The organism is Streptococcus sp. ELY_86, assembly GCF_058314495.1.
Genome location: NZ_JBZFUK010000006.1, coordinates 62,406 through 76,143, shown reverse-complemented (window position 1 = coordinate 76,143; position 13,738 = coordinate 62,406). Strand labels below are relative to the sequence as shown.

13 protein-coding genes are annotated in these 13,738 nt (G+C 39.9%); 12 read left to right on the top strand and 1 reads right to left on the bottom strand.

Going from position 1 to position 13,738, the window contains the following annotated elements:
- The first annotated feature begins 9 nt into the window (after positions 1–9).
- The 12 genes from gnd (at position 10) to AC4HAN_RS08520 (ending at position 12,772) form a co-directional block, all read left to right on the top strand.
- Complete coding sequence (gene gnd / locus AC4HAN_RS08575; RefSeq protein WP_491092151.1) at positions 10–921, top strand: phosphogluconate dehydrogenase (NAD(+)-dependent, decarboxylating); 912 nt, start codon at positions 10–12, stop codon at positions 919–921.
- Entirely contained in the window at positions 921–2,789 is a 1,869-nt protein-coding gene (gene ascF / locus AC4HAN_RS08570) for a PTS cellobiose/arbutin/salicin transporter subunit IIBC (protein WP_491092150.1), read from the top strand. Before gnd ends, ascF begins: the two co-directional genes overlap by 1 nt.
- Entirely contained in the window at positions 2,786–4,207 is a 1,422-nt protein-coding gene (gene ascB / locus AC4HAN_RS08565; RefSeq protein ID WP_491092149.1) for a 6-phospho-beta-glucosidase, read from the top strand. Before ascF ends, ascB begins: the two co-directional genes overlap by 4 nt.
- A gap of 12 nt (positions 4,208–4,219) precedes the next feature.
- A complete protein-coding gene (locus AC4HAN_RS08560) occupies positions 4,220–5,674 on the top strand; it encodes a gluconokinase (RefSeq protein ID WP_491092148.1) in 1,455 nt (484 codons plus the stop codon).
- A gap of 355 nt (positions 5,675–6,029) precedes the next feature.
- A complete protein-coding gene (locus tag AC4HAN_RS08555) occupies positions 6,030–6,188 on the top strand; it encodes a hypothetical protein (protein WP_491092147.1) in 159 nt (52 codons plus the stop codon).
- Between the two features lie 242 nt (positions 6,189–6,430).
- The gene (locus tag AC4HAN_RS08550; RefSeq protein ID WP_491092146.1) at positions 6,431–7,312 is read left to right on the top strand and encodes a substrate-binding domain-containing protein; all 882 of its coding nucleotides are present in this window, start codon (positions 6,431–6,433) and stop codon (positions 7,310–7,312) included.
- A gap of 10 nt (positions 7,313–7,322) precedes the next feature.
- A complete protein-coding gene (gene pstC / locus AC4HAN_RS08545; RefSeq protein WP_491092145.1) occupies positions 7,323–8,168 on the top strand; it encodes a phosphate ABC transporter permease subunit PstC in 846 nt (281 codons plus the stop codon).
- A gap of 2 nt (positions 8,169–8,170) precedes the next feature.
- Entirely contained in the window at positions 8,171–9,055 is an 885-nt protein-coding gene (gene pstA / locus AC4HAN_RS08540; protein WP_491092144.1) for a phosphate ABC transporter permease PstA, read from the top strand.
- The gene (gene pstB, locus AC4HAN_RS08535) at positions 9,048–9,797 is read left to right on the top strand and encodes a phosphate ABC transporter ATP-binding protein PstB (protein WP_027975455.1); all 750 of its coding nucleotides are present in this window, start codon (positions 9,048–9,050) and stop codon (positions 9,795–9,797) included. Before pstA ends, pstB begins: the two co-directional genes overlap by 8 nt.
- On the top strand, positions 9,794–10,450 hold the full coding sequence (gene phoU, locus AC4HAN_RS08530) for a phosphate signaling complex protein PhoU (protein WP_491092143.1): 657 nt from the start codon (positions 9,794–9,796) through the stop codon (positions 10,448–10,450). The genes pstB and phoU overlap by 4 nt, the downstream gene beginning before the upstream one ends.
- A complete protein-coding gene (locus tag AC4HAN_RS08525; RefSeq protein ID WP_491092142.1) occupies positions 10,447–11,124 on the top strand; it encodes a winged helix-turn-helix domain-containing protein in 678 nt (225 codons plus the stop codon). Before phoU ends, AC4HAN_RS08525 begins: the two co-directional genes overlap by 4 nt.
- Positions 11,117–12,772, top strand: a complete 1,656-nt coding sequence (locus AC4HAN_RS08520) for a sensor histidine kinase (protein WP_491092141.1) — start codon at positions 11,117–11,119, stop codon at positions 12,770–12,772. Before AC4HAN_RS08525 ends, AC4HAN_RS08520 begins: the two co-directional genes overlap by 8 nt.
- Before the next feature lie 184 nt (positions 12,773–12,956).
- Here AC4HAN_RS08520 and AC4HAN_RS08515 read toward each other — a convergent pair whose 3' ends face one another.
- Positions 12,957–13,709 carry a MurR/RpiR family transcriptional regulator gene (locus AC4HAN_RS08515; RefSeq protein WP_491092140.1) on the bottom strand — a complete coding sequence of 251 codons (753 nt, stop codon included), beginning with the start codon at positions 13,707–13,709 and terminating at the stop codon, positions 12,957–12,959.
- Positions 13,710–13,738 lie beyond the last annotated feature (29 nt).

Here is a 13,738-nt window from a genome sequence, read left to right as displayed (position 1 = left end):
AGGAATAAAATGAAATTCGGAATAATAGGTTTAGGTAAAATGGGTCTAAATCTTGCAAAAAATGCTGTAGATAATGACTTGGATTTGGTGGTATATGATGTCAACCATACAGCTATGGAAAATGCTATGGCATATTCAAATCGCATTGAGGGAGTGGACTCAATTGATGATTTGATTGAAGCTTTACCATGTCCAAAAATTGCTTGGGTGATGCTGCCTTCTGGTACCATCACAAATTCGATGATTGATGACTTAACAGAAAAACTCTCAGAGGGCGATTTATTAATTGATGGAGGAAATTCAAATTATAAGGATAATCTTAATCAATATAAAAAAACGAGTCGAAAGGGGGTCAAGCTATTTGATGTTGGGACGTCAGGTGGTATTTCAGGAGCTCGAAATGGTGCGAATTTTATGATTGGTGGGGACAAGGACTCTTGGCCTATATTAGAACCAATTATTGCTAAATTAGCACAAAAAGATGGCTACTTATTTACAGGGGAGATTGGTAGCGGTCACTATCTTAAAATGATTCATAATGGAATAGAATATGGAATGATGCAAGCTATCGCAGAAGGATTTGAAATTTTGGATGCTTCACCATATGAATATGATTTTGAAAAAGTTGCAAAACTTTGGAATAACGGCTCGGTTATTAGGAGTTGGTTAATGGAGCTTGCTGAGCAAGAATTTTCTAAAGATCCTAAGTTAACAAAAATTATCGGGAGGGTTCAAGCATCAGGTGAAGGAAAGTGGACTGTGGAGGAAAGTTTGGATTTGCAAATTCCTGCACCAGTTATTGCTCTTTCATTAATGATGCGAAATAGGTCGCTTCAAAGTGATACGGTTTCTGGCAAAGTTCTCGCAGCCCTTAGAAATGGCTTTGGAGGACATGATGTTGAAAAAAGTGGAGATAAATAATGGCTAAAGATTATAAAAACATGGCTTCCCAAATTTTAAATGAAATTGGGGGTATCGATAATGTAGAAGATTTAACTCACTGTATGACGCGATTGAGGTTCATTTTAAAAGATGACTCGATACCAAGCACTGACAGAATTAAAAAAATAGATGGAGTTTCGGGAGTAGTTAAACAAGGCGGTCAGTATCAAATCATTATTGGAAACGATGTTGCTTATGCCTATAAAGAGTTACTTGATCTGGGAATCAATGGTGAATCCTCTATTCCTAAGGAGAAGGGAAAACTGACGTTAAAACAAATTGGAATAAATATTCTTGATGCAATCATTAGCACCATGTCTCCATTAATTCCGGCCATCATTGGTGGATCAATGATTAAATTGTTAGCTATGATTCTCAATATGGTTGGTGTGCTCAGTTTAGAGAGTTCTACATATAATATCTTAAATACAATAGGTGACGCTCCTTTCTTCTTCCTACCAATTTTAGTTGCCGTTTCAGCTTCAAAGAAATTTAAAACAAATGTTTATCTTGCTTTAGCGGTTGCTGGAGTGATGGTTCACCCAACTTTTATTGACTTGATGGCTCAGGCTGCGGAAGGTAAAGATGTTACCTTTTTAATGATGCCAGTTCTATCTGTAAAATATACTTATACAATTATCCCGGCAATTGTAATGACTTGGTTATTAAAATATATTGATAATTGGGTGGATAAAATTACACCGTTAGTAACAAAGAATTTTTTGAAACCGATGCTTATACTGCTTATTGCAGCGCCCATTGCTATCATTGTTGTAGGACCGTTAGGTATTTTAATTGGTACGGGAATTTCAGAAGTTGTTTATTTCGTTCATGATAAATTAGGATTTTTAGCTGTTGCTATTATGGGTGCAATTTGGCCAATATTGGTAATGACCGGTATGCATAGGGTGTTTACACCAACTATTGTTACTACAATCGCCGAAGCTGGTAAAGAAGGTATGGTAATGCCTTCAGAAATTGGAGCAAATCTTTCACTCGGTGGTGTATCTCTTGCCGTAGCTTATAAAACAAAAAATAGAGAATTAAAACAAACCGCATTAGCAGCGGCTTCATCTGCCATTATTGCAGGGATTACAGAGCCTGCCCTATACGGTGTTGCAGTTAGATTGAAAAAACCAATGATTGCCTCTGCAATTACTGGTTTTGTGACGGGAGCTATGGCCGGCTTAGCTGGTCTCGCTAGCCACTCAATGGCTGCACCTGGATTATTTACTAGTGTTCAGTTTATTGAGAAAGATAATCCTTCAAGTATTCTTTGGATTATTGTCATTATGATTACTTCCGTCATCCTTTCATTTGTATTAACTTTAATCATTGGATTTGAAGATATTCCTTATGAAATTGAAGAGGAGGGTGATGAAGACCTCCTTAATTCTAATGTGATTTTTCCTCCGATTGAAGGGAAAATAAAACCATTATCTAGCGTCAAAGATGACGTTTTCAGTCAAGAGATTTTAGGTAAAGGTGTTGCAATTGAACCAACTTCTAACACTATTTATGCTCCAATTTCAGGGACGATCACCTCAGTTTTCCCAACACAACATGCTCTAGGATTGGTTGCACCTAATGGATTAGAAGTGCTGGTACATATTGGCATTGATACGGTAAAATTAAACGGGGGAGGATTTAATATTCCAGTTCATAAGGATCAAAAAGTCAAAAAAGGTGAAAAGTTGGGAACCATTGATATTGATTATATTACAGAACAAGGCTATGATCCGACCACTATGGTTATTGTAACTAATACTAAAGATTATAAAAGTGTTTCAATAAATGAAAAAGATTCTCTATTGTTGAATAATCCAATTATTGAGGTAGAGAAATGACGAATGAGATTTTTCCAAAAGATTTTTTATGGGGTGGAGCTATAGCTGCTAATCAAGCTGAGGGTGCTTGGACTGATGGGAAAAGAGGAAAGAGTAATATTGATTTCATTCCTTATGGAAAAAATAGAAGCAAGATAAAATTAGGAGAAGTTTCTCCTGATAAAATTAATAATACCGAGTATTATCCAAGTCACACGGGAATTGATTTCTATCATAGATATGAGAGCGACATAGCTCTCTTAGGTGAGTTGGGATTAAAGGTGTTCCGAACATCTATATCTTGGTCTAGGATATTCCCTAATGGAGATGAGTCTGAGCCTAATCAAGAAGGAATTAATTTTTATAAAAAGTTATTTCAAAAGTGCAGAGAGAATAATATGAAAGTTTTAGTAACTTTAGCGCACTTTGATATTCCATATGGTTTGATAGAGAAATATGGTGCATGGAGGAATAGAAAAGTTATCGACTTTTATGTCAATTATGTAGATAATTGTTTTCGTGAATTTGGCGACCTTGTTGATTACTGGATTACTTTTAACGAAATTAATATTGTTTTGCACAGCCCTTTTTCAGGCGCAGGAATCACTTTATCTAAGAATGAAAATAGAAAAGAGGTGCTCTTTAAAGTCGCTCACCATATGTTAATTGCTAGCTCAATTGCGGTTAAACATTGCAAACAAATTTGTCCTAGAACGAAAATCGGCTGTATGATTGCTGGGGGTAGTTTTTATCCTTATTCATGTAATCCTCAGGATGTTTGGCAATCTATGGCAGATGATCATCTCAATATATTTTTTGTTGACGTTCAAGTAAACGGTGAGTACCCTTATTATTTTCAGAGCCTTCTTAAAGAGCATCAAATAGGTCTCGAAATAACAGAGGAAGATAAAAAGCAACTAAAAAGTTCAGTTGATTTTGTTGCTTTTAGCTATTATTCGTCAAGGACATCCGCATTTAACTACCAAAACGTTGAGAAAAATGAAGGAAACGTTGTAAAATCAGCAAAAAATCCCTATCTTGAAAATACTGAATGGGGCTGGTCTATTGATCCACTAGGTCTCCGCATTACATTAAATCGATTGTACGAAAAATATAAGAAGCCATTATTTTTGGTTGAAAACGGTATCGGTGCTAGAGATACTGTTGAAGAAAATAAAATAGAGGATTTTTATAGAATTGAATACATGTCCAAACATATTTATCAAGTTTTGAAAGCACTAGGAGATGGTATCCCTGTTATGGGATATATTGCTTGGGGAATTATTGATTTAGTTTCTGCCTCAACCGGTGAAATGAGTAAACGGTATGGTGTGATTTATGTTGATAAAGATGACTATGGTAATGGAACATTTAAGCGTATAAGAAAAGAATCTTTTTATTGGTACCAGAGTGTCATTAAACACAATGGTCTTAAGTGATAAGGAGAAGATATGGACTTTATCATAGGAGTAGATATTGGAACTACAGCCACTAAAGCAGTGCTCTATGATTATTTTGGAAATGATATTTTTCATAGCAAATTTCAAAATAAATTGAAACGCGACAGTACTGGTAAGGCTGAGCAAGATCCACAAGAACTAATAGAGTCTGTTTTTGAGGTTCTTAAAGAGGTATGTAAAGAACTTAAAGACCCAGATAAAATTATTTCAATAGGATTTAGTTGTCAAATGCACGCCTTAATTGCATTAGACTATTCTTTTGAGCCATTGACTAATGTCATTACGTGGGCAGATAGTCGTTCAAAAAACTATGCCCAAAATTTGCGATATACTGATTTTGGAAAATATTGTTGGAAAAATACTGGGACTCCTATTCATGCAATGACTTGGCTAAGTAAAATTCAGTGGTTACAGCAAGAGGATGCTAATTTGTTTCGTAAAACAGCTCATTTTATGGGAATAAAAGAATTTTTGTTCTACACCCTTTTTGGAGTTAATAAAATGGACTGTTCGTCTGCAGCTGGTACAGGATTGATGTCCTTAGAGTCCAAAAATTGGAATCAAAAAATTCTTGACTATTTACAGATATCAAGCGATATGTTACCCAAAATTGTCAATATTGAGAGTTATGAATCAGGGGTGTCTAATTTACAAGTGGGACTGAATGGAGTAGACGCAAACACTCTCTTTATTTTTGGTGCCGGGGACGGTCCGATGGCTAATTTAGGACTGACTAACCATTTGAATTTAGAAACCGTTATTACAATCGGGACATCGTCGGCAGTAAGAACTGTGGTGAAGTCTACACAGGTGAAATTTGATAACTTGTCAGTTTTTGTCTATCCAATGACAGGGAGTGAGTGCGTTGTTGGCGGGGCAAGTAACTCTGGAGCCAATATTCTTGAATGGGTTAAAACTAACTTATATAATAATGAGTCGACATTTGAGGAAATTATTGATGAAATATCAAGAACAGAAGCTGGTTCAGGCGATTTATTATTTTTACCCTATTTGGGTGGAGAAAGGGCTCCGCTTTGGAATGAAGAAATTAGAGGAAGTTATTTAAATTTAACATTTAATCATACTAGAAAAGAAATGGCTAGATCAGCAATTGAAGGAATGTTGTTAAATTTGAGATGTATCTTAGAGGATTTAGAGTTTATAGCGGGAAAAACAAACGTGATTACGTTATCGGGAGGTTTCTTTCAAACGCCCTTATTTGCTGAAATATTATCTGATATTATCAATAAACCAGTATATATTACGAATCAGTCAGAGCCGGGTTGCTATGCAACATATGTTCTAACAAAACAGATAGAGGGTATAGATAAAGAGAGTGAAAAAAGTACGTTTAGCCAAAAAATAACACCAAACAGCAGCAGAGCTTTAAAATATAACACTATTTACCACAATTTTCTTAAAAAATTAAATCTTGAAAATTTCTAGTAAATGGGTTTGGAAACGAGAATTTCCTTTTTATATAATTATTTTATAACTTGCTTATCTCCCTTTGATGAAAGACCTAACATTTCTGATAAAGCAACAGCTTAGTCGGAAAGTATATGTTCCTTAACTGCTTAACATAAGTTCATAATTCTAGTTTACTGTTGTTATTTTTCGGAAAGAAATTTAAAGTAGGATGTTTTTGTCCTACTTTTTGTTTTCTTGTCTTAAAAGCGGTAAAGTTAATCAAAGAGCTTCGTGACAAGCTGTTTCTTGACAGCGGAACCCTGACGCTGGTTCTTAGGATAAGGGGTTAATCAAAAAAGAGCGGTCAAAAACTGATGCCAGAGATGTGATTGTGACGATCACGCCGGAAGGTCTGGCTCTTAGAGAAGATGTCTTATATGTTCAAGCAGAGGTGGGTAAGAGTTTTGGAGGGATGAAAGACAGCAGTCACTTGATGGCATCGCTTCAAGAGATGATGCATTTCTTCCAACAGCAAAGAAAGGAGAAATAGGTATGATAAAAGTCGTTTATGCCAGCTGTTCTGGTAATGTTGAAAAAATTGCTTGCCTTATTTTAAAACGCCCAAAATACCCTAAAAAGCAGCGATTTCGATTGCTTTTTGGGTCCGTTAGCAGGGGTAGTAATATCTAGATATTTTACAAAAACTTTACACAATCAAGGTAAAAGATTTGATGTTTGGTGCGTATAATAAAAGCTGTAAGATTAATATGTCTTTTAGATTAGGAGTCTATCATGAAAAAATTGAAATTCTTATCGGCGCTTGCAGTGACAGGTTTGGCTGGTTTAGCTTTATTGAGTGCCTGCGGCAGTTCCAGTGAAAAATCGTCTTCGCAGACGATCAATGTTGTTTCCCGTGAAGACGGATCGGGAACACGGGGAGCTTTTGTTGAGCTGTTCGGAATTGAAGAAGAAAAAAGCAACGGTGAAAAGGTTGATTTGACAACCGATAAAGCAGCTGTGACCAACTCAACAGCCGTGATGCTGACAACAGTTGCCGGAGATGAGAATGCCATTGGTTATGTTTCCATGGGCTCTTTAGATGATAAGGTCAAGGTTTTGTCAATTGACGGCGCCAAGGCATCGGTAGAGAATGTCAAAAACGGCAGCTATAAAATTTCCCGTCCATTCAACATTGTGACGCAGGATAAGATTAGCGACGTAGCTCAGGACTTCATCAGCTACATTATGAGCAGCGACGGTCAAAAAGTTGTTGAAAGCAACGGCTATATTGCAATTGACGGGAAAGAAAAATACGAATCCAGTGTGGATTCCGGAAAATTGGTTATCTCAGGTTCAAGTTCAGTAACACCTGTTATGGAAAAGCTTAAGGAAGCTTACCTGAAAGTCAATCCTAAGGTGACGATTGAAATTCAGCAGAGTGATTCTTCAACCGGAATTACCAATGCTATTGATAAGACCTGTGATATTGGAATGGCTTCAAGAGAACTTGAAAAATCTGAAACCTCAAAGGGTGTTAAATCACAGGAAATTGCTCTGGACGGAATCGCTGTTATTGTCAACAAAGGCAATGATATCAAGGAATTGAGCAGTAAACAAGTTAAAGCAATCTTCAAAGGCGATACAACAAAATGGGATGATATTCTCTCAAAATAAGGAGCTGTGAATGAATCATTCTAAAGAAAAAGTAATGCAAGCGGTATTCTTTCTTACCGCCTGTATTTCTATTATATCGGTTATTTTAATCTGTGTTTTCCTTTTTTCAAGCGGGATCCCTGCCATTCAAAAAATAGGTCTTAAGGATTTTCTTCTGGGAACTGTTTGGCAGCCTGCCAATAATATGTATGGCATCTTTCCTATGATTGTGGGATCCGTTTATGTGACTCTGGGAGCCCTTGTGATAGGGGTTCCTATTGGTGTGCTGACAGCGGTTTTTATGGCCAGATTTTGTCCGGAAAAAATTTACAGGCCCCTGCGCAGCGCTATCAATCTCATGGCAGGCATTCCGTCTGTTGTTTACGGTTTCTTTGGTCTCGTGGTTTTAGTACCTTTTGTCAGAGAACATATCGGCGGATTTGGTATGGGTGTTCTTACGGCATCAGTTTTGCTGGGATTGATGATTTTACCAACCATTATCAGCGTTTCTGAATCGGCCATCCGAGCAGTGCCCAACAGTTATTATGAAGGCGGGCTTGCCTTGGGAGCCTCGCATGAGCGCAGTGTCTTTTTTGCCGTCCTGCCAGCAGCCAAACGGGGAATTCTGGCGGCGGTCATTTTAGGAATCGGCCGTACGATTGGTGAAACAATGGCTGTTATCATGGTTGCCGGAAATCAGGCTGTTTTGCCTGATTCTCTGACCTCCGGTATCAGGACCCTGACCACCAATATTGTTATGGAAATGGGCTATTCAAGCGGTCTGCACAGAGAAGCTTTAATCGGGACAGCGGTTATTCTGTTTATTTTTGTCCTTATTATCAATATCAGTTTCTCCCTGCTTCATAAAGAGGATTAGTCATGGAAAAGGAAAACATCAATCAACGAAATTTTCAGCAGCAATTAAAATCCTACAAGCAGGATCCGGTCTCTCTGGTTTTATTCCTGCTGGTATACGGTGCGGCTGTTCTTACCTTTGTCTCCATTGTCTTTATTGTGGGCTATATCTTAATCAAGGGGATTCCCAATCTCAGTTCTAAGCTTTTTGAGTTTAAGTACACCAGTGAGAATGTCTCCTTGCTCCCTGCCCTTGTTAATACTGTCTTTATCACGGTTTTGTCCCTGGTTTTGGCAGTTCCTATTGGTATCGGGGCATCTATTTATTTGACAGAATACGCCAAGCGGGAAAATCCTTTTGTTTCTGTTATCCGTATTGCAACAGAGACACTTTCAGGAATTCCGTCCATTATTTACGGTCTCTTTGGGGCACTTTTCTTTGTGAAATATGCGCATTTTGGCCTGTCACTCCTGTCCGGGTCAGTGACCCTGAGTATCATGATTTTGCCCTTGATTATGCGGACGACAGAAGAAGCCCTTTTATCTGTGCCTGACAGCTATCGCGAAGGCAGTTTTGCTCTTGGTGCCGGCAAGCTCCGCACGATTTTTCACATCGTGCTGCCGAGTGCTATGCCGGGTATTTTTTCGGGTGTCATTCTGGCTATCGGGAGAATTGTCGGTGAATCAGCTGCCCTTATCTTTACGGCAGGAACAGTGGCAGAGGTTGCTAAGAGTGTTTTTCGCTCTTCCAGAACCCTGGCAGTGCACATGTATGCTATTTCGGGAGAAGGACTGTATATTAACCAAACCTATGCGACAGCAGTTGTCTTGCTGGTGCTGGTGATTATAATCAATCTCTTATCGGAGACTATTGCAAGAAAATTAGGAAGTGAGACAGGCGATGAGTAAATTAGCCATCAATCATTTGGATTTGTATTACGGGGATTTTCATGCCTTAAAAGATGTCAATCTGGCTATTGAAGAGCACGAAATAACGGCCTTTATCGGACCGTCAGGCTGCGGGAAATCAACCCTTTTAAAAAGCCTTAACCGCATGAATGATCTCGTTAAAAACTGCAGAATCACCGGCGATGTGCTGCTTGATAAGCAAGATGTTTACCGCGATATTGACATCAATGTTTTACGCAAAAAAGTCGGCATGGTTTTTCAAAAACCCAATCCTTTCCCCATGAGCATCTATGATAACATTGCTTTTGGTCCGCGGACGCATGGTATTCATGCTAAGGCGCAGCTGGATGAAATCGTTGAGCACTCTTTGAAAAATGCTGCCATCTGGGACGAGGTCAAGGATCGGCTGACGAAATCAGCTCTTGGTCTGTCAGGCGGCCAGCAGCAGCGCTTATGCATTGCCAGAGCCTTGGCTATTGAACCTGATGTACTGTTAATGGATGAGCCAACCAGTGCCCTGGACCCTATTTCCACTGCTAAAATCGAAGATCTGGTAACAGAACTTAAGAAAAAATATACCATTGTAATGGTTACTCACAACATGCAGCAGGCGGTCCGTATTTCTGATAAAACAGCCTTTTTCCTCCTGGGAGAAGTGGTTGAATACAATAAGACCAGTCAGCTCTTTTCACTGCCGCAGGATAAACGGACGGAAGAATACATTACAGGGAGGTTTGGTTGATGCGTTCAAAATTCGAAAATCAGCTTAATGAGTTAAACAAAGATTTAATTTTAATGGGGGCTCTTTGCGAAGAAGCCATTTCCAAATCTCTTGATATTTTAGAAGATGATGAATTTTATCTGGTGAACAATGTCAGTGAAATTGCGGCTCAAACCGATCAGCTGGAAAGAGACATTGAGTCACAGTGTTTAAAACTCCTGCTGCGGCAGCAGCCGGTTGCCAAGGATTTACGGCGGATATCAGCTGCTCTTAAAATGATCTATGACATGAAGCGTATTGGTTCTCAGTCCGCTGAGATCGCCAGTATTATCGCCCTAAAACATATTAAATCAGGGCAAAAAGAAGTTCAGATCCTCCAAGAAATGGCACGCTTTGTCGTTCAGATGGTGACAGACAGCATCGATGCTTTCGTCCGTGATGATGAAGCCCTGGCGCAAGAAGTTATTGTTAAAGACAGCCATGTTGACCAACAATTTGATACAATAAAAGAAGGACTGATTTCATACTTCGCCGAGCCGGATGCGGACGGCGAGTATGCCATCGATGTCCTGATGGTTTCAAAATATATTGAGCGAATCGGAGACCATGCAGTTAATATTGCCAAGTGGGTGCTTTTTTCAATCACAGGGCAGTTAGATGGAGAAGCAACATGATATTTTGCATTGAAGATGACGATGATATCCGTGAGCTGATGCTATATACCTTGCGCACTGCGGGTTTTGAGGCTCAGGGATTTCCTGACAGCCAATCTTTCTGGCAGGCTCTGAATACAGAGCAGCCCGAACTCATTCTTTTAGATATTATGCTGCCTGAGGAAGATGGAATCAGTATTTTAAAAAAGCTGCGCGCAGACAGCAGGAGCTCCCATATTCCTGTCATTATGGCAACAGCTAAAGGAACCGAATACGATAAGGTCAAGGGCTTAGATTTGGGAGCGGATGATTATCTGGTTAAGCCCTTTGGTATGATGGAGATGGTATCTCGCATTAAGGCCGTGCTGCGCCGCAGCGGGGGAGTGCAAAAAGATGAAGAGCTCACTTTTGGTCAGCTGAGGCTCAATCCGCGCAATTACACAGTGACACGAAACGGAACAAGGATTGATCTGACACTCAAAGAATTTGAACTGCTGTCAACACTCATGCGCCATCCCAGCCGTGTTTTTACCCGTCAGGAGCTATTGGATAAAGTGTGGAGCGATAATTTCCTGATTGAAACGCGGACGGTGGATGTTCATATCGGTACCTTGCGGACAAAGCTGGGTCCTTGCGGAGAATACATTCATACCGTGCGCGGAGTTGGCTATCGAATGGAGGAGCCGCATGACTAAAAAACTATTCCGGTCGATTTTATTAGCCAGTATTGGTGTTGTTCTGTCTTCTTTGATTTTAATAATGGGGGTGCTCTACCGCTATTTTACAGATGTAGAAATGGAGCAGCTGCAGACGCAGACAGCCTTGGCAGCTCAGGGGATTTCTCTGGACGGAGAAGATTATTTTGAGAGTCTGAAGACCTCCAATGTTCGTATCACTTGGGTGGATAATACAGGGAAGGTTCTTCATGACACCAAATCAAATCCGGCTAAGATGAGCAATCATGGCAATCGCGAAGAAATCAAGGAAGCTTTGAAGGAGGGCTATGGTGAGAGCACCCGCTATTCATCAACTCTGACCCAGCGCTCGCTCTATGTGGCTCAAAGATTGGATAATGGAACAATTGTCCGCCTGTCGGTCACACAGCGCAGCATTCTTTTGTTACTGCTGGGCATGCTGCAGCCCTTGATTCTGATTGTGATTCTTGCGGTTGTGCTTTCAGTCTTTGTGGCCAGATACACAGCCAGAAAACTTGTCCAGCCTCTCAATCGCCTGAATCTGGAAAAACCGCTGGCTAATGATGTTTATGAAGAATTATCGCCTCTTCTGAGACGAATTGACCGGCATCAAAGAGAGCTGCGCAGGCAAGATGCCCTGCTGACAAGACGGAAAAAAGAGTTTGATACTATTATTTCCAAAATCAGAGAAGGCATGATTTTGCTGGATGAAAAACGTTCTATTATCAGTATTAATGCCGCGGCTATGCAGCTTTTTCAGACAGATAACAGCTGTATGGGCAAAGATATTTTAGAAATAACACGCGATATCACACTCAACCAGCTTTTAGAAGAAGGCCTGAAAGGCAAGAAAAAAGAAGGCTTGGTCACCTTTGGCAAGGAGAATTACCGTGTGCTGATACGGCCGATTACTGCAGACAGCAAGGTAACCGGTGTCATGATTTTGCTGTTTGATGTAACGGATCAGCTGCAGGCAGAAAAGATGCGGCGTGAATTTACAGCGAACGTTTCCCACGAGCTAAAAACGCCTTTGCACTTGATTGCAGGCTACTCTGAAATGATGACCAATGATTTGGTTTCTGACCAAGATGTACAGCAGTTTTCAGAAAAAATCTATATTGAATCCCAGCGCATGATTCAGCTGGTTGAAGATATAATCAATTTATCTCATTTAGACGAGTCTTCTCAAGTAACTATGGAATCTGTTGATCTGTATCAGGTGGCAAAAAATGTGATGGATACTCTTTCATCAAAGGCGACCCAAAAGAAAGTGTCTCTGCATTTGTCAGGAGAGTCAGCTCAGCTAACAGGCAATCCGGCTCTGCTCCATTCAGTTATTTACAATCTGTGCGACAATGCGATTAAGTACAATCGCGAGCACGGCGATGTTTATGTCAGTGTGAAGCCTCAGCAAGATACAGTTGTCTTAGAGGTCAAAGACAATGGCATTGGAATTGATGAAAGTGAACAAGAGCGCATCTTTGAACGCTTTTACAGAGTGGATAAGAGCCGCTCGAAAAAAGTCGGCGGCACAGGCCTAGGACTCTCCATCGTCAAACATGCCCTGCAAATCCACGATGCCGCAATCACCGTCCAAAGCATCCGAGGTCAGGGAACAACCATGACGGTGACTTTTAAGGCAGGGTAGAAAAACTTTAGAATGAGGCACAGCGCTTTTACTGCTGCCAACAGTCTATTAAAGAGTAGGGATATTTTAACAAGCCAGCTACTGCTTCATTCAGCATTTTAATGTATCGCTTGATAGAAACAGCTGCCGCATTGCGGCAGCTGTTTTTTATATCCCCGATAAATAAAAGTTTAGCCAGAAAAAGTTAGCCCAGCTTTTCATGAATCAAGTTGAGAAGTATTTCCACAAAAATAATGGAGACAGACTGAACATCTACAATAGACTGCCGGCTGAACACGCTTCCGGGAAGAACAATGGTATGGCCAAAATATTTTGCAGATGTAGCCTTTTCGTTTAACGTGATTAAGTAGGAATTTTTTGGCATATTGTTCTGCAGTGCCGACAGGACTCTTTTATAGTTGGAAATACTGCCTGTCATAGAAAACATGATCAGTGTATCTTCTTCGCTGATGATGTTTGTCAGGTGGGAGCCGCTGTTTAAATCACCTGCAAAATGGCTGGCAATGCCGATGCTTTGCAGCCCCATATACAGGTATTTAGCTGGCAGAGAGGACAAATAGATGCCAAAGATATGGAGATTCTTTGGGGTCAAAATAGCCTGAGTCAGCTGCTGAATATCATCACGGTTGAGATTGCGTATCTGGTTGATAAGGCTCGTGTAATTATCAGTCATCTGATCCAAAATATCAACAGAGCTGCGCTTGTAATAATGGTGGAGATAATCAATAGCTGCGTAGCGGAAGTCTTTAAAACCTTTATAGCCCAGAGTTTGACAGAACCTCAGAACAGCCGAAGTTGACGTGTGGGACAGCTCAGCAATTTTAGTAATGGTAAAGGTTTCTAAGGTCTCGATGTTTTTAGTGACGTACTGATAGACTTTCCACTCGGTCTTTGAATAATCTGTTTTATGATGTTCAATGTTTTCTAAAAAATTCATAGCTTTCTACCTAATATATTATTGTAATT